The organism is Pseudoalteromonas sp. Xi13 (genome assembly GCF_003952205.1).
In the GTDB taxonomy this organism is placed as follows: Bacteria; Pseudomonadota; Gammaproteobacteria; order Enterobacterales; family Alteromonadaceae; genus Pseudoalteromonas; species Pseudoalteromonas atlantica.
This window is the reverse complement of the sequence record NZ_CP034439.1, coordinates 629,068-645,609: the sequence shown is the minus strand read 5'-3', so window position 1 is coordinate 645,609 and position 16,542 is coordinate 629,068. Positions and strand designations below refer to the sequence as shown.

The 16,542-nt window shown below is 42.2% G+C and carries 15 protein-coding genes; 5 read left to right on the top strand and 10 right to left on the bottom strand.

Annotated features, from left to right (window positions below; all coding sequences use genetic code 11):
• Window positions 1-38 precede the first annotated feature (38 nt).
• Both rarD and EJ103_RS02845 read right to left on the bottom strand, forming a co-directional pair.
• Entirely contained in the window at window positions 39-956 is a 918-nt protein-coding gene (gene rarD / locus EJ103_RS02850) for an EamA family transporter RarD (protein ID WP_126005946.1), read from the bottom strand.
• 130 nt (window positions 957-1,086) lie between these two features.
• A complete protein-coding gene (locus tag EJ103_RS02845; RefSeq protein ID WP_004587980.1) occupies window positions 1,087-1,542 on the bottom strand; it encodes a thioesterase family protein in 456 nt (151 codons plus the stop codon).
• Window positions 1,543-1,676: 134 nt separating this feature from the next.
• On the opposite strand from EJ103_RS02845, the gene recQ reads away from it, so the two are divergent.
• From recQ to EJ103_RS02825, 4 genes are all read left to right on the top strand, one after another.
• Window positions 1,677-3,500, top strand: a complete 1,824-nt coding sequence (recQ, locus tag EJ103_RS02840) for a DNA helicase RecQ (RefSeq protein WP_004587979.1) — start codon at window positions 1,677-1,679, stop codon at window positions 3,498-3,500.
• Window positions 3,501-3,507: 7 nt separating this feature from the next.
• Entirely contained in the window at window positions 3,508-3,792 is a 285-nt protein-coding gene (locus EJ103_RS02835) for a DUF3630 family protein (protein ID WP_126005944.1), read from the top strand.
• Window positions 3,793-3,938: 146 nt separating this feature from the next.
• Window positions 3,939-5,648 (top strand): POTRA domain-containing protein, encoded by a 1,710-nt coding sequence (locus EJ103_RS02830; RefSeq protein ID WP_126005942.1) that lies wholly within the window; start codon window positions 3,939-3,941, stop codon window positions 5,646-5,648.
• A 70-nt stretch (window positions 5,649-5,718) separates the two neighbouring features.
• Window positions 5,719-6,291, top strand: a complete 573-nt coding sequence (locus tag EJ103_RS02825) for a mechanosensitive ion channel domain-containing protein (RefSeq protein WP_029772372.1) — start codon at window positions 5,719-5,721, stop codon at window positions 6,289-6,291.
• Window positions 6,292-6,365: 74 nt separating this feature from the next.
• On the opposite strand, the gene EJ103_RS02820 is transcribed toward EJ103_RS02825, so the two are convergent.
• Genes EJ103_RS02820 through EJ103_RS02810 form a run of 3 tightly spaced genes read right to left on the bottom strand, consistent with a single transcriptional unit; the run spans window position 6,366 to window position 8,755 of the window.
• The gene (locus tag EJ103_RS02820) at window positions 6,366-7,424 is read right to left on the bottom strand and encodes a succinylglutamate desuccinylase/aspartoacylase family protein (protein WP_024031557.1); all 1,059 of its coding nucleotides are present in this window, start codon (window positions 7,422-7,424) and stop codon (window positions 6,366-6,368) included.
• Entirely contained in the window at window positions 7,411-8,316 is a 906-nt protein-coding gene (rimK, locus tag EJ103_RS02815; RefSeq protein ID WP_004587974.1) for a 30S ribosomal protein S6--L-glutamate ligase, read from the bottom strand. Before rimK ends, EJ103_RS02820 begins: the two co-directional genes overlap by 14 nt.
• 10 nt (window positions 8,317-8,326) lie before the next feature.
• Window positions 8,327-8,755 (bottom strand): ATP-dependent zinc protease, encoded by a 429-nt coding sequence (locus tag EJ103_RS02810; protein ID WP_024031556.1) that lies wholly within the window; start codon window positions 8,753-8,755, stop codon window positions 8,327-8,329.
• Between the two features lie 278 nt (window positions 8,756-9,033).
• Between EJ103_RS02810 and EJ103_RS02805 the strand changes: the two genes are divergently transcribed.
• The gene (locus tag EJ103_RS02805; protein WP_029772374.1) at window positions 9,034-10,005 is read left to right on the top strand and encodes a zinc transporter ZntB; all 972 of its coding nucleotides are present in this window, start codon (window positions 9,034-9,036) and stop codon (window positions 10,003-10,005) included.
• Between the two features lie 54 nt (window positions 10,006-10,059).
• On the opposite strand, the gene EJ103_RS02800 is transcribed toward EJ103_RS02805, so the two are convergent.
• From EJ103_RS02800 to EJ103_RS02780, 5 genes are all read right to left on the bottom strand, one after another.
• Window positions 10,060-11,235, bottom strand: a complete 1,176-nt coding sequence (locus tag EJ103_RS02800; protein ID WP_126005940.1) for a polysaccharide lyase family 7 protein — start codon at window positions 11,233-11,235, stop codon at window positions 10,060-10,062.
• Between the two features lie 681 nt (window positions 11,236-11,916).
• Window positions 11,917-12,252 carry a ribonuclease E inhibitor RraB gene (gene rraB, locus EJ103_RS02795; protein WP_004587970.1) on the bottom strand — a complete coding sequence of 112 codons (336 nt, stop codon included), beginning with the start codon at window positions 12,250-12,252 and terminating at the stop codon, window positions 11,917-11,919.
• Complete coding sequence (locus tag EJ103_RS02790; protein WP_096739122.1) at window positions 12,252-12,965, bottom strand: 1-acylglycerol-3-phosphate O-acyltransferase; 714 nt, start codon at window positions 12,963-12,965, stop codon at window positions 12,252-12,254. Before EJ103_RS02790 ends, rraB begins: the two co-directional genes overlap by 1 nt.
• A 169-nt stretch (window positions 12,966-13,134) precedes the next feature.
• Window positions 13,135-15,429: a DNA topoisomerase IV subunit A gene (parC, locus tag EJ103_RS02785; protein WP_126005938.1), complete on the bottom strand. Its 2,295-nt coding sequence runs from the start codon at window positions 15,427-15,429 to the stop codon at window positions 13,135-13,137.
• Window positions 15,430-15,439: 10 nt separating this feature from the next.
• Window positions 15,440-16,534, bottom strand: a complete 1,095-nt coding sequence (locus EJ103_RS02780; protein WP_004587967.1) for a PQQ-dependent sugar dehydrogenase — start codon at window positions 16,532-16,534, stop codon at window positions 15,440-15,442.
• Window positions 16,535-16,542 lie beyond the last annotated feature (8 nt).

Sequence of the window (16,542 nt, the reverse complement as noted above, 5' to 3'; positions counted from 1 at the left end):
TTATAGCAACTTGCTTAAACTATTATTGCGCATAGGTATTAAACTTCGGCGGCGGTAACAGCCGCTTTTTTACGCTTACGCGATTGATGATAAGAGTCCCAGGTAAATATAGCCAGCGCACTCCAAATACAGGCAAACGTAATCACCCGCTCTGCATCAAATACTTCATCGTAAAACACCACAGCAAGCATAAACATTAAACTTGGCCCTATGTACTGAAAAAAGCCCAATGTTGTGTACTGCAAACGCTTGGCCGCTCCGGTAAAGCAAAGCAGCGGCAACGTAGTAATAATACCGGCACTAATTAACAGCGCATTGGTATGCCAATCGTTTAGGGCTAAGTCGGAAGTAGGTGTTGGTGCCATTACCCACCAGTAAATTAATGCAACCGGAAGTAAAATTAGGGCTTCGAGTAAAATGCCTGGCAGCGCTTCAACTGGTAACTTTTTACGCAGTAAGCCATAAATAGCAAAAGACGTGGCAAGCGAAAACGCCACCACCGGAAACGAGCCAAAACTTACCAATTGCAATACTACGCCCGCAAAGGCTAAAAACACTGCAAACCCTTGTAACTTTCGCAGCCGCTCGCCTAAAAATAGCATGCCCAACAGCACATTAAGTAATGGGTTTATGTAATACCCTAAACTGGCATCGAGCATTTGGTTATTATTAACCGCCCAAATAAACAACCCCCAATTAAAGCCCAATATAGAAGAAGTAAGTACTAACATTAAAATAATTTTTGGCTGGGCAACTATGCGCTTAACCTTATCCCAGTATTTAAGCACACTGACCACAAGCACTAAAAAAACCACAGACCAGACAACACGGTGAGTTAAAATTTCAAAAGCAGAAACATGCTGTATTTGTTTGAAATAAATAGGCGCTAAGCCCCACATTAAAAAAGCTAAACAGGCAAAAATACCGCCTTTACGCTGCTCGTTTGCAATCGACATACATACTACTTATTCATACTAAAAGGCCGACAGTTTATACCAATTTGTGCTATTAAGTGATTTATTTTGCGGTAACTAAAGCTCAGCGAAAGGCTAAGATTTTTATTTTAGCCGTACGTAATTAGCAGCTTTAACCTACTAAATACGTACCTGTACCAAAGGCGATTTGGATTGCCTTTTCATTGTGTAGCTCCATTCTACATACACACACTTTATTACCAGAGCGGATCAAAGTAGCACTGGCTGTAAATGTCTCCCCTTTGCCAGGGCGCAAATAATCTGTGCGCAAGTCAATGGTGCCTAAGGTAGCCAGCTTTTGCTGTACGCTAGGGATATCGAGCTCGGTTAATTTATCAATAACACTGGCTGCTGCAAGCATGCCGCCCACATTATCGAGCACCGCCGATATAATACCGCCGTGAAGAATTTTTTGCGCAGGATTGCCTATAAATACATCCTGCCAGGGAAAGGTAATTTTAGCTTGCTCAGGGCTGAGCGACTCTACCGAGATATTTAAAAACTGATTAAATGGCATGCCATTTACAAACAGTGCGCCAACTTGTTCAATTAACATTTCTTTATTCATTATTATTCTCTATGTTTAAATTAACGCTGGTACGATGAGTTAAGCATACCTGAAGCAAAACCACGAGGCACTAATTAAATCATTTACCTCTAAGCTAAAGACATCCTATAAAAAAACCACTAAAATAGCCGCCGATGAATACTCTAACCCCTACACCTAGCACATTGGTCCGCAAGCCCGACACGGTTCTTAAACAAGTGTTTGGCTACAGCGAGTTTCGTGATGGCCAAAAAGCGGTGATCGACGCGGCCATTAATGGCCAAGACTCTTTGGTACTACTGCCTACAGGCGGCGGTAAATCAGTGTGTTACCAAGTACCAGCGTTAGTGCTCGAAGGGGTTACTGTGGTAATTTCACCGCTTATCTCGCTCATGCAAGACCAAGTAACGCAACTGCAAGCATTAGGTGTTAAAGCCGCTTACATTAATAATAGCCTGGCTCGCGAAGAGCAACAATTAGTGTACCAACAATTGCACCAAGGGCTAATAAAATTACTGTATGTTGCCCCTGAAAAAGTGCTTCAGCATGAATTTACTGAGCGACTCAGCCACTTAAATATCAGCTTATTTGCAATTGACGAAGCACATTGTGTATCGCATTGGGGGCATGACTTTAGACCTCATTACTTTAGATTAAATGAGCTTAAGCAGCGCTTTCCCCATGTACCTATGATGGCACTGACCGCCACGGCCGATAAAGCGACCCGCTTTGATATAGTTGAGCAATTAAAATTACAACAGCCCTATATACATACCGGCAGCTTCGACAGACCGAATATTCGTTACACCATCGAAGAAAAGTTCAAGCCAATGGCGCAACTACTGCGCTATTTAAAAGAGCAAAAAAATCAAAGTGGCATTATTTACTGCACTAGCCGTAAACGCGTTGATGACATTGCCGAAAAACTCGCTGATGCAGGTTTAAATGCCGCCGCGTACCATGCCGGCATGAGCAACGAGCAACGCCAATTTGTGCAAACCGGATTTGCCCGCGATGATATTCAAATAGTCGTTGCGACCGTTGCCTTTGGTATGGGCATAAATAAACCAAATGTGCGTTTTGTTCTGCATTACGATATTCCAAAAAGTATTGAAGCCTACTATCAAGAAACTGGCCGCGCTGGGCGTGATGGTTTAGCCGCAGAAGCCATTATGTATTTTGATCCCGCCGATATAGGCCGCGTTAGGCGCTTTTTTGAAGACATAGACGATGAACAACGCCGCCGCGTAGAAGAGCAGCGTTTTAATGCCATGGCCAGTTTTGCCGAGGCGCAAACATGCCGTCGCCAAATACTATTAAACTACTTTAGCGAGTATAAACGCGAGCAATGTGGCAACTGCGATATTTGCATTAACCCACCAAAAAGCTTTGATGGCACATTAGTAGCGCAACAAGCGCTTTCGTGTGTGTATCGAGCTGGGCAGCGTTTTGGCTTAGGCTATATTGTAGAACTATTACGTGGTGCTAATACCAGCCGCATACGCGACAACAACCACCACGAACTCAGCACCTATGGCATAGGCAAAGACAAAAGCAGTGAATTTTGGCTCAGTATATTACGCCAACTTATACACCAAGGCTTGTTAAGCCAAGATATTACCCAAGGTGCCTCGCTGCGCTTAACCGAAGCAGCACGCGCAGTGCTTAAAAGTGAATACGCTCTACAGCTTGCCGAGCCGCGCTTACAAGCTAAACACGTATACCAAGATAAACTGGCGCAGTTTAACTACGACAAAAAACTATTTGCCCGCTTACGGGCTCTGCGTAAAGAACTCGCTGATGCCGACGATGTACCGCCGTACGTTGTATTTAACGATAAAACCTTAGCCGAAATGGCGCAATTAATGCCTACCAACGACAGCGAATTTTTAAAGGTGTCGGGCGTTGGCTTTACCAAACTCAATAAATATGGCGGCGAATTTTTAACGGCCATTCGTAATTACCTTGCTAGCAATTAAGTAAACTATGACCCAAATTGAATACAATCACGCCCATAAATGCATTGTTATAAGCCCGGTAGAAGCCCCACACGATGAAGACTTTGAGCTGTGGAGCACACTGTTTTTACACGCCGATGAAATAACAATTATTGACTACGCGGGGGGTGCTGACCGTCATCAATTGCGCTTTAGCTATCAACAACAAACCTTTAATTTAAATTTTGAACATTACAGCGAAAGTATTTGGATTAATGGCGAAGGCCAAGAAGCCGAGCATTTATTAGCAGCCCTTGCTTTTTACTTAGGCTAAAACGCCTCGCATATGCACTAATTAACAAAGGTGCATAACGGTAACAATTAATTAGTTTTAAAATCCATACCTTTTACTTACATTGTAATAACAATGATGTAAGCTGATATTACGACTCATATTTGCAGTAGTATTGAAGAGGTTGAATGGTGAATAGAAAATGGATTGCACACTGTTGTATAAGCTTAGCCCTTGTAAGCTTTAGTGCGCCTAAGGCCTTTGCACAACAACCGCCCAATAAAACTAACGCCTGCTCCGCTGTGCAAACTCACTCAGACAAAAGCAATAATTTACGCCGTGAGGTTGAAGATAAAACCACACTGATTAATAGTCGCAGCGACGCCCAAATAACTTCAATTACCCTTAAACAACTTAACGTTTTTAATACCGAGTTGGAGGAGGAAAATAACGCGCTTTTTCGTTTTGCCAACCGCGCGCATATTCAAACCGAGCCAGACGTTATTAGTAATATTCTGTTATTTAAACAAGGCGATAATTACAATGCCAGAAAACTCGCTGAGTCAGAGCGTTTATTACGCCAACAAAACTATTTATATGATGCGCAAATAAGCGCGGTTGAAAACTGCGACGGCAACGTAGATGTAACGGTGGTAACTCGCGATTTATGGACCTTACTACCTGAAATAAGCTTTAGCCGCAGCGGTGGCGAAAATAAATCGAGCATTGGCTTTCGCGAGTCCAATTTACTGGGTTGGGGCAAGCGTTTATCGTTTTCACGCACCACCGACAGCGATCGTAATGGTTATTTATTTGTTTATGACGATCCTAATATATTATCTAGCCGGTATCGCGGGCGCTTAGAGTATGCCGACAACAGTGACGGTAAGCGCCACTTATTAGAGCTAACCTATCCGTTTTACGCCATAGATACACCTTATAGCTATGGTATTAAAAGCTTTTCTGAACAGCGAGAAGAGTCGTTGTATCGCCGTGGTGATGAATACAGCGAGTTTGATCAAACAACCGATTTTTTTAGCGCTTTTTTAGGCCACTCTAAAGCATTATCTGATAGCTGGACACAGCGCTTAACGCTTGGCTATGTAAACCAAGAAGACAGCTTTGCAGAAATAGAAACAACTTTTGCTCCCTTGGCCAAAAACAGACAGCTAAGTTACCCCTATGTGAGTGGTCATTGGTTTGAAGACAGTTATATAAAAGTGCGTAATTTTGACAGTATTTCGCGCACCGAAGATTTAAATTTAGGGTGGAATATTAAAGCCCTATTAGGCTACTCAGATGAATCACTAAGTAATGATGACAGCAGAGCCGTGTATTCATTAAAAGCTAAAAAAGCGCACTTTACTACCGACAGAACGCTGTGGCGTTTTAGTGCTCAAGTAGATGGTTATTGGAATAAAGAGCAAAAACAACTAGAAAACTTTTTAGCCACCAGCGAAGTGCAGTACTACTTAAATACCAGCGAAAACCAATCTTGGTTTGTTAAAGCCCGTGCCCAGTATGCTAAAAACCTAACCGCCGATAAGCAGCTAACACTTGGCGGCGAAACGGGCCTTCGTGGCTATCCTATGGATTACCAGCATGGCGACCGAAGCTTTTTAGTCAGCCTAGAAAAACGCTATTACTGGGAGTACGATTTACTGCAGCTATTTAAAGTCGGTGCAGCGGGCTTTGTTGATGTTGGCCGCGCTTGGTTTAACGATGAAGACAACGGCGAGAACGACCATGTTTTAAAAAATGTTGGGGTGGGTTTGCGTTTAGCACCTAGCAGAGCAAACTCTGGCACCATGATCCACCTTGATATTGCCGCCCCGCTTGATAGCTACGACGATGTTGATTCGGTGCAGTGGCTCGTAAGTGTTAAAAACACCTTTTAAATAGCGAGCAATAAACGAAAGCGTTACACTAGCGCTTTAAATTTTCCTAAAAACAGTACGGGATCACACTTTGGAATTGTTTGCGCTTTTAGAGCTAATGGGTACGCAATATAAATTGATTGTTACCCTTATGGCCATTTTACTTTTTCCTCTCTTATTAAAAGTCACTAAAAAGTTGCTCGAAAAAGCCATAAAAGGAAAAGTAGATGTTCATCGTAAATTTAGAGCTGAGCTGTTATTAAAAATAATACTCGCGTTTGTAGTGCTGTGCTTAGTGCTTATATTTTGGGGTATAGAGCTGCGCGGGCTATTAGTTTTGGGCTCATCATTATTTGCCATGCTCGGGGTCGCTTTGTTTGCCGCTTGGTCGCTGCTTAGTAACCTTACCGCTTTTTTACTCATGTTTATTCAAAATGGTTTTCATGTGGGAAATTGGGTGCGTATTGTTGATGGCGCAAACCATATAGAAGGGCGCATTGTCGAATTAGGTTTAATGAACGTGCTACTTGAGCATGTGGATGGGCACCGAGTTGTTTACCCTAACAACCTGTTTGTGACACGCCCGGTTATGGTATTAAATAAAGAACCTAAGCCTACAAAGGCACCGGTAATAAAACGGATTATTGGCCCTAAAAAGACATAGTTTAAAAAGTCATATCCGCAAAAAAGCCGCAGTAAGGCAAACCTCACTGCGGCTTTTTAGTAGCTAACATAGTGCTAATTATTTAGCTCAGCTGTTTTAAGCTCTTCATCTAAATCATTTATTTCGTCAATAAAATGCTCTAATTGCTGCTCTACTAAGCTGTTATCATTTGCAAAGTAAGCAAGGTGGAATACCGCATCCCCTTCATTTACTAATGGCATAGTTTGCTGGCCTATCACAATACCGCCCTTAGGCGCTAAAAGCTCAAGCTCGGCATCACCTAATGGGCTACTTATGTACGCCAGCACTTGGCCTTTTTCTACGTGTTCACCTAGCGATACTTGCGCACGTACAATGCCATCTACCTCAGCGCGTATCCAACTTGTAGACCCTGCAATAATAGGATCGGGCAGTTTTTTAGGACGCTTGCCGCGGATCATTTTTAAATGCCGCATCACATAATCCACACCCTGCACACCTGCTGCAATGGCAATAGGGTCAAAGCGTAAGGCTTCACCGGCTTCGTAAGTAATAACCGGTATACCTAAATTAGCGGCTTCACTACGTAATGAGCCATTACGAAGGGATGCATTTATAACCGCTGGCGTACCGAATGCTTTAGCCATATCAGCGGTTGCTTCATCATCTAAGTTAGCGCGTATTTGCGGTAAGTTAGTTCGGTGAATAGCCCCCGTATGTAAATCAATAATGTGGGTACAATGTACCGCCACCTGATTAAAAAACATATGTGCCATACGCCCCGCTAGCGATCCACGCTCAGAGCCCGGAAAGCTGCGGTTCATATCACGTCTATCGGGTAAATAACGTGATTTATGAATAAAGCCAAACACATTAACAATCGGCACAGCAATTATGGTTCCGCGCAGTTGGCTTGCATCTATTTTAGAGAGCAGCTGGCGTACAACTTCTACACCATTTAGCTCATCCCCATGAATAGCGGCACACACCATCAGCACTGGGCCTTCCATTACACCATTAACCACTTCAATAGGAATATTGAGCGGTGAATGGGTGTAAAGTTTAGCTGCCTCTAAGGCAAGGGTTTTACGCTCGCCCACGCCAACACTTTCACCTAATAAGGTAAAAGGACGATTAATTTTAACCTTTGCCACGGGTTGCGGTTCCTTTAATAGCAGCATTTTTTTCGATGAAATCAATCACCATACCGGCAATATCTTTGCCTGTTGCCACTTCAATCCCTTCAAGACCTGGAGAAGAGTTTACTTCCATTACCAAAGGCCCACGAGATGAGCGAAGTAAATCAACGCCCGCTACATTTAAGCCCATTGCTTTTGCTGCAGCAACGGCGGTTTTACGCTCTTCTGGGGTAATGCGTACTAATGTAGCGCTACCACCACGGTGAAGGTTTGAGCGGAACTCGCCTTCTTGCGCTTGGCGCTTCATGGCCGCTATTACTTTATCACCAAGTACAAAACAACGAATATCGGCTCCGCCGGCTTCTTTAATGTATTCTTGAACCATAATATTGGCTTTTAAACCCATAAACGCTTCAATAACACTTTCAGCCGCTTTACGTGTTTCAGCAAGTACAACACCAATGCCTTGTGTGCCTTCAAGTAATTTAATAACCACCGGAGCACCGCCTACCATTTCTAGTAAGTCTTTAACGTCATCTGGTTTGCTGGCAAAACCGGTTACCGGCATGCCTACCCCTTTACGTGATAACAGCTGAAGTGAGCGTAATTTATCGCGCGAACGAGAAATAGCCACCGATTCGTTAACAGGATAAACCCCCATCATTTCGAACTGACGTAAAACAGAGCAACCATAAAACGTCACCGATGCACCAATACGTGGAACAATGGCGTCAAAATCTTTTAAATTTTCACCACGGTAGTGAATTTCTGGCTGTTCTGAGTTTATATTCATATAGCAACGAAGCGCATCAATCACCTTTACCTCGTGACCGCGTGCCTCTGCCGCTTCAATTAAGCGACGCGTTGAATACAAATTTCTGTTGCGAGATAAAATACCAATTTTCATAGTTAAAACCTTAACTATCTAATAAATGAGATAAAGCCGGATCAACGACTATACGATTTTCCATGGCTGTACGCCCTAATAACATTCTAAACTTCATGGTTGCCCGACTCGTTAAAGTAACTTCTATTGGCCAGCTGTGCTGCCCTGCATGCAATGTTGTTTCTATAAAGTAGCGTAACTCTTTTTGCCCACTTGAGCTGGTTACCGCCTTAATTTTTTTAACCTTTGCAGTGCAAGCAACCTGAGTGTGTTCGTCATCTTGCAATGGTTGGACTATAAATTTTACCCACTTTTCTTCGCCTTCTTTGTACTCTTCAATGTTAATTGCATGAATACATGAAGTGCGGGCGCCAGTATCAACTTTTGCTTTTATCTTTTCGATGCCAAGCTCGGGTAAACTTAACCACTCACGCCAACCAACAGTTAACTTTGCTGTCATAAATGTGCCCTTAATAAAAAAGTGACTTATACGCTACGGCGCAAAAAACACCAGCGAAATAAATTTATCTAGTCGATGAGTAAATTAAATTGATCTTTTATAGGAACTAATCACACAATGCGCGCCTTGCTGTTTAGTGCCTTATTTAGCAATTAAAGCCTGCATATAGGTTTTACCTTAACGCTAACTTATTAAAAGTTAAAGTAAGTTTGTAAAGCACTATGCAGATACACTATAGTTAACTGTATTAAAAATACACTATTATATGAGTTTAAAATATGATTAATGGTTTACTGCATGCACTGGTGCTTGATGAAAAAGGCGGCGCGCACGCCATAGAAAACACCCGCGATTTAAATAACTGGCACCCTAGCCAAGGTAAACTGTGGATACATATGGACTACAGCCAAAGCGAGGCAGTAACGTGGCTTAAAAGCCAGGCTCACCTTACCGACTTTGAGCTTGATTCGCTTATTGCTGATGAAACTCGCCCTCGCTTAACACCTAGTACCAATGGCCATATGCTGTTTTTACGTGGTGTAAATTTAAACCCAGCGCAAAGCCCTGAGGACATGGTGTCAATTCGTTTATTTATTAGCGAATCTGTGGTTATCACAACGCGCAAACGTCGCTTACTTTCGATTCAAGATATATTAGCAGAGCTTAATGCTGGCCACGGCCCATGCTCAATATCAGAGTTGGTCGGCTCTATTACGCAAAAACTGACATCACGCATGCAAAGTGTCATTGATACGCTTGATGAAACCCTGGATGAATTTGAAGAAGAAATAGACGAGCCAAGTAAAAAGTTTGATAACCAAGGTTTATCTCAACTGCGCCGTCAAACTATTGCCTTAAAGCGTTACTTAAAACCGCAAAAGGAAGCATTAAGTTTAATGGTAAATAACCATTACCCCTGGCTTTTAGATGAAGATAAAGCAAAGCTAAACGAAACCACTAACTTACTTATTCGTTATTTAGAAGAGCTAGATAGCGCCATAGAGCGTGCGCAAATTATTCAACAAACCATTACTAACCAAGTGTCTGAGCAATTAAATCAACGCATGTATGTAATGTCGGTTGTGGCTGCGCTTTTTTTACCACTGGGCTTTTTAACGGGCCTTTTAGGGGTAAATGTAGGTGGCATACCTGGTACCGAAAACCCTTATGCATTTAGTGCATTTGTGATTTTTTTAATTGTGCTTACTGGCGGTATTGGCGTGTACTTTAAAAATAAAAAATGGTTATAAGATAAAGTTTTTTTATTATGGCCACTCAATTGAGTGGCCATAATAAGTCACTAATTAATTAGTTTCGCGCGTATAACTCACATTGGTCATCGTCACTTTTGACTCTGTAATGCCTAAATCCTCAAAACAGTTTTTAAACGAGTTAGAGTTTCCGGCCTCACCACATTTGTCTAATGTGTATGGGTCTTGCGATTGCAGGTAGTTACCAAACTTAAAGTATGACTGCGAATCATCCTCTACCGGTATACCGAACGAGTTACCGAATGCCGTAACCTCTACATCGCCGTAGTTATTAACCACCCGCAAGTTAAATGTCTCACCGCTGGTCATTGTACCCAAAGCAAATTTTTCTTCATTACCGCTGGTATTACGTAAACGTACGTACACATCAAAAATCCCGTTGTTCGCTACGCTATCATTAAAGCCCGATTCATCAGTATCCGACACATACACTTTAGATATAGTGCCGGTATCACTAGCATGGTGCTGCGATATAATTGTTTTTCCGCCATCAGACATCTCAACTTTTACCGTAGCTTCGAATACTTCATAGGTTTGAGTCATAGCAACGCGTAAGCTTTCTTTAACCTTATACTCATGACGCCAGCCATTACCATTAGGCGTAATATGTTGTGCCTCTAACGGCACAAACACTAAGGTGCTATCGTCAACGAGAGGATTTGGGTTATCCCCTTCTAAATCAAAAATGCTACCACTGGTTATGCTGCTAGGTATTGTTGAACCATTTGAGTTATCGCTGCCGCCATCTAAGCCACCATCATTACTGCCGCTGCCCTCAACCAAGGCAAAATTATCAAACCTTACATCGCTGCTGTTGTTGTAATGTTTAGCAAAAACCTGAAGTGAATTGGTGTTTGCTGAGGTAAATGTTTTTGTTACTTTAGTCCACGAAGAAACATTAAAGGTTTGGTTTTTAAATAAACCATTTAAATCGTTTACACCAATTTGCCCTTTCCCCAGCACATAAGCACTTAGGGTGTATTCAGTGTTAGGCTGTATATCTACCACTTGATAAACCCGTGCTGGACTGCCCTGAATTTTTAACGATTTTGAGCCACTGTAAGCATCTGAAGAAATAGCGGCTGGGTCGGTTTCGTTCCAATTACTAAAGCCACTTTCAAAGCCTGCATTATTAATTGTTGCAGCATGAGATAGCGCTGAACTTGTCGCAATTGCGCTGTAAAAAAACAGTTTTTTATGGTTAATCATTATCTTTATTCCTTTAAACCTGAATATAAAAATAACCTAACTACCTAGTTTTGTGTCAGTCACTAAAACTTAGATCACCCAGTGTAAACAGGTTTCTATTTTTGTGTATGAATAGATTTGGCAAGAACACCCGAGTTACAAAAATCAATCTAAAACCCTTAAATTGGCCTTACCAATATTAATGCCATATGGCCAGCTAAAGGCTATATTCTTTGTTACCAATATGTCAACAGAGGATGTAATAGCAAATAAGTATTAGTTTTATTAAATGTTGCATTTACAACTTGTAAATAGTTATAACTATTCAACAGGTTACATATTAGGGACAGGTTAGCAATAAATAAAAATATTTTTTCAATTTAATAAATAAGTAGTACGTCGAAACAAGCTCTATTACCAATAGGAATATGAACAAGCTTAACTTTTAATGAATAAATTAAGGAGAATTAAGTTTTTATATGAAATATAATAATTGGTTATAACAAAAATAAAATTGGTAACACGAAAAGTGTTAAATTTTTGCCGTTAAATAAGGCAAAATAAAGGGGGGTATTAATACGCCATTACACTAAAAATGAATTAATATCTGAAAATAGGCTGCGGTTTAAAGAGTCATGTTTACTCTGTGCACAAAAAAAGCGAGCATATATAAATGCTCGCCTTTATCAACTAGCTAACGCCTTACTCTTGAAAGTAAGTGCCCCAACCGTCGTATTCAACGTCACACTCAACAGCTAGCGCTGCAAGTTTATCAACGTCTTCCATTATAACTTCAACGTCTAGCTCAGCTTCGACTACAATATCAAAGCTCCAAATTTTGCTGCCATCTTCTAGCTCAAGCTCTGCCGGTTCTTCAACATCGTAGCCTAATTTAAAGGCAGCCAGTGCCGCTTGCTCTAATTTGCTAAAATCTTCGCATACAAAATGATGCTCAACTTCATAAAGTATTTCAGGATCAGAGCCATCTTCAAGTAGTGAACTTACGATGTCTTCACTTATTTCACGCCAGTTTTCCATTATTTATCTCTCGCTTGAGCATCTAATTCAGTTATTTTAGCAGCCATAATACTATGCACTTGGGTGGCCTGTTCACGGGCACTCACTTTTTTATCAAGTGATATAGGCGCTAACATTTCAATGTAAATTGTACCATTATCCCAGCGGTTTAGCTTAATAGTTTTATCAGTTGTGCTCATACATACCGGCACTATGGGTACATCTGCGCTTAAAGCGGTGTGAAATGCACCGGTTTTAAATGGCAGTAAACCTCGGCCATAGCTTCTTGTGCCTTCGGGAAATACCCAAATAGATAGGCCTTTTTGTTTAATTTTTTCAGCGGCTTTTGAAATTGTACCTGCCGCTTTTGAGCGATTAGCTCTATCAATCAATATGTTGCCCGACAACCAGTAAAGTTGTCCAAAAAATGGGATCCACTTTAAGCTTTTTTTGCCTAAGCTAACGCAGTTTTCAGGCACCATAGCCGATACAGTAAATAAATCGTAATTGTTTTGATGGTTTGATAGGTAAACCGCAGGGCCAGTATTGAGCGCATCAGGGTGGCGTTTAAGGACAAGTTTAACCCCTAACATTTTAGCCATTGAGCCAAACCAGCCGGCTATCACATGCACATTATTAGGGTGAAACGGTCTCACAATCGACAATAACAACCCAAACACGCAGCTGAAAAATATAAACAGCACCATAATTAAAATACGTATAACAGCTAACAAACTTCTCTCCAAAATGTGTGTGCAATGCGCTATAAGCCACGCATATTTCACTATTATAACGTGATTTTATGACGATCACGAGACAATAGCGAACAGCTGTAAGCTGAAAAATACAGCATAAACAAAAACGGCCTGCAAAAGCAGGCCGTTAGAGGTGTATATTTCGGGTTTATTCTTCGACTAATGTGTCATCATTTTGCTCATCTGCCGGCGTAAACTCCACCACTGCTTCATCAACACGCTGCAGGCCTCGCGGTAACTTATTACCTCTACGCCCGCGCTCACCATGATAATGCTCCAGGTCACTCGGTTTAAGCGTTAGCTTTCGTTTACCAGCATGAAGGGTAACGCTACTGCCTTGTGGTACCACCGCCAGCACTTTGACAAACTCTTCACGTGCTTGCACTTTAGCCCCTGGTATAGAGATAATTTTATTGCCTTTACCTTTACCCAGTTTTGGTAAGTCGCGCAGTGGGAACAACAGCATGCGTCCTTCGTTCGAAATGGCCATGCAGTAATCGGTTGCTACATCGTTTACTCTGATTGGTGAGAGTAAAATTCCGCCCTTAGGCACGCTCACCAAGGCTTTACCGTTTTTATTTTTACTTACTAGGTCTTTAAAGTCAGTAATAAAACCATAACCCGCGTCAGAGGCCATAAGTAGCACTTGATTATCTTCACCCATTACCACGTGCTCAAAATTAGCTCCAGTGGTGAGGTTAAAGCGCCCTGTCATTGGCTCGCCTTGGCTACGTGCCGATGGCAAGCTGTGTGCATCGGTTGCAAATGCACGCCCTGCTGAGTCTAAAAATACCGCAGGCTGATTACTCTTACCCTTAGCGGAGGCTTTGTATTCATCGCCAGCACGGTAATTAAGCCCTTCTACATCAATGTCATGGCCTTTACCAACACGTGCCCAGCCTTTATCAGAAAGCACGACTGTTACTGACTCTGAAGGAATTAAATCTTTTTCACTCAGTGCTTTAGCTTCTACGCGCTCAATAACAGGTGAGCGGCGATCGTCGCCATACATATCGGCCGCTTCTTGAATTTCTTTTTTAAGAAGCGTTGACATACGACGATCTGAGCCAAGCGTTTGCTCTAACTTGTCACGTTCTTTGGCCAGCTCATCTTGCTCGCCACGTATTTTAAATTCTTCTAGTTTTGCTAAATGACGAAGTTTTAATTCTAAAATGGCTTCGGCTTGAGTATCGGTTAAATCAAAGCGCTCCATCAACACAGGTTTTGGTTTATCTTCTGTGCGAATAATTTCAATCACTTCATCAATATTTAAAAAGGCAGCAAGTAAACCTTCTAAAATATGCAATCGTGCCAGTACTTTATCTAAACGGTGCTGTAAGCGCCTACGTACTGTTTCGCGTCTAAACGTTAGCCACTCAGATAAAATACTGCGTAGGTCTTTTACTTGCGGGCGGCCATCAAGGCCTAGCATGTTTAAGTTTACACGGTAGTTTTTTTCAAGGTCGGTGGTGGCAAATAGGTGCGCCATTAACGGCTCAGCTTTAATGCGGTTTGAACGCGGTACAATCACAATACGGGTTGGATTTTCGTGATCAGACTCATCTCGTAAATCAGCGACCATTGGCAGCTTTTTAGCATTCATTTGCGCTGCTATTTGCTCAAGCACTTTAGCCCCTGAACACTGATGCGGTAGCGCCGTAATAACAATATCGCCATGCTCTTCAGTATACACCGCGCGCATTTTAATTGAGCCTCGGCCGGTTTTGTATATTTTATGAATATCGGCTTTTGGGGTAATTATTTCAGCGTCGGTTGGATAATCAGGTGCGTGCACAAGCTCAAGTAACTCATCAAGCTCGGTTTTAGGCTTATCAAGTAATAAACAACAGGCACTGGCTACTTCACGCACATTATGTGGTGGAATATCGGTTGCCATACCTACTGCAATACCCGTTACGCCATTTAACAAAATATGCGGTAAGCGCGCCGGTAACACTAATGGCTCGTCCATAGTGCCGTCAAAGTTTGGCGTCCAATCAACGGTGCCTTGCCCTAGCTCTTTAAGTAATACCTCAGAGAACTTTGATAAGCGTGCTTCGGTATAACGCATTGCCGCAAACGATTTAGGGTCATCTGCTGCCCCCCAGTTACCTTGCCCATCGACTAATGGGTAACGGTAAGAAAACGGCTGCGCCATTAATACCATAGCCTCGTAACAGGCACTGTCGCCATGCGGGTGGTATTTACCTAATACATCACCTACCGTACGAGCCGATTTTTTATATTTAGCAGCGGCCGATAAACCCAGCTCACTCATAGCATAAATAATACGACGTTGAACCGGTTTTAAACCATCACCAACATGCGGTAATGCACGGTCCATAATTACGTACATAGAGTAATTTAAGTAGGCGTCTTCAGTAAAACGCCCCATTGTTTGTTGTTCAATTCCTTGCATTAGCAAGGTATCTGTCTCACTCATTAAAGCTTACCTAGTTTTTCTTATAGCTTACGCGGTAGATCACATTTGCGTAATCGTCGCTTATTAGCAGACTGCCGTCATTTAATTGTGCAAATGCAACTGGGCGTCCAAAGGTTGTTTCGTTATGCATAAAGCCGGTAATAAATGGCGTGTATTTAGTAATACGCCCTTGCTCTACATTGGCTACAGCCACTTTATAACCTGATTTTTTAGTACGATTCCACGAGCCATGTTCAGCAACAAATAGCTGCTCTTTGTAAGAGCCCGGGAACTGTTTACCGGTATAAAAATGAATGCCAAGTGGCGCAACGTGAGCACCTAGCGCAAGCGCTGGCGGGCTGTAGTCGCTAATGTTTTTACCTTTACCAAACTCAGGATCTACAATGGCACCGGCGTGAACGTAAGGAAAACCAAAGTGCTCGTTTTCTTTACTTACGCGATTAATTTCATCAGGTGGAATATCATCACCCATCATGTCGCGGCCGTTATCGCTAAACCATAATGCTTGCGTGCTTGGATGAAAGTCAAACCCCACTGAGTTGCGTACCCCTTGGGCTATTGTTTTAATTTGTTTGGTTTCTACATCAAGTGCAAAAATACGCCCGTAACGCTCATCTTCGGCGCATATATTACACGGAACACCAACCGGAATAATAAGCTCGCCAGTGGGTGCAAAGCGTAAAAACTTCCACCCGTGGTGACGATCCGATGGCAACGCGTTGTAAACCACGTCAAATTTAGGGTCTTTTAACTGCGTGTCTACGTTTTTAAAGCGAATAATACGGTGTACTTCACCTACGTATAAGTCGCCATCTTTAATTGCTAAACCAGAGGGCATGTTTAGCCCCTCAGCAATCACCATTTTTTTATCTGCTACGCCATCACTGTTATGATCGATTAACGCATACACATTTCCTGCTTTGCGCGAACCTGCGTAAACAATGCCTTTTTTTGATACTGCTATTTGGCGTGCATTTTCAACATCATCAGCAAATAAGCTTACCTCAAACCCAGGTGCTACGGTGAGTTTGTCTAGTATGTCTTTTGCCATTGCTGGGGCTGTTGTTAAGCCAAGCAATAATAAACTTCCTAGTATTTTATTCATTTGCCTCT

Coding starts and splice junctions, on each gene's coding strand:
- recQ (WP_004587979.1), top strand. CDS start 1,677: ATGAATACTCTAACCCCTACACCTAGCACATTGGTCCGCAAGCCCGAC.
- rimK (WP_004587974.1), bottom strand. CDS start 8,316: ATGAAAATTGGTATTTTATCTCGCAACAGAAATTTGTATTCAACGCGT.
- rraB (WP_004587970.1), bottom strand. CDS start 12,252: ATGGAAAACTGGCGTGAAATAAGTGAAGACATCGTAAGTTCACTACTT.
- EJ103_RS02835 (WP_126005944.1), top strand. CDS start 3,508: ATGACCCAAATTGAATACAATCACGCCCATAAATGCATTGTTATAAGC.
- EJ103_RS02830 (WP_126005942.1), top strand. CDS start 3,939: ATGGTGAATAGAAAATGGATTGCACACTGTTGTATAAGCTTAGCCCTT.
- EJ103_RS02780 (WP_004587967.1), bottom strand. CDS start 16,534: ATGAATAAAATACTAGGAAGTTTATTATTGCTTGGCTTAACAACAGCC.
- EJ103_RS02805 (WP_029772374.1), top strand. CDS start 9,034: ATGATTAATGGTTTACTGCATGCACTGGTGCTTGATGAAAAAGGCGGC.
- EJ103_RS02810 (WP_024031556.1), bottom strand. CDS start 8,755: ATGACAGCAAAGTTAACTGTTGGTTGGCGTGAGTGGTTAAGTTTACCC.
- parC (WP_126005938.1), bottom strand. CDS start 15,429: ATGAGTGAGACAGATACCTTGCTAATGCAAGGAATTGAACAACAAACA.
- EJ103_RS02845 (WP_004587980.1), bottom strand. CDS start 1,542: ATGAATAAAGAAATGTTAATTGAACAAGTTGGCGCACTGTTTGTAAAT.
- EJ103_RS02800 (WP_126005940.1), bottom strand. CDS start 11,235: ATGATTAACCATAAAAAACTGTTTTTTTACAGCGCAATTGCGACAAGT.
- rarD (WP_126005946.1), bottom strand. CDS start 956: ATGTCGATTGCAAACGAGCAGCGTAAAGGCGGTATTTTTGCCTGTTTA.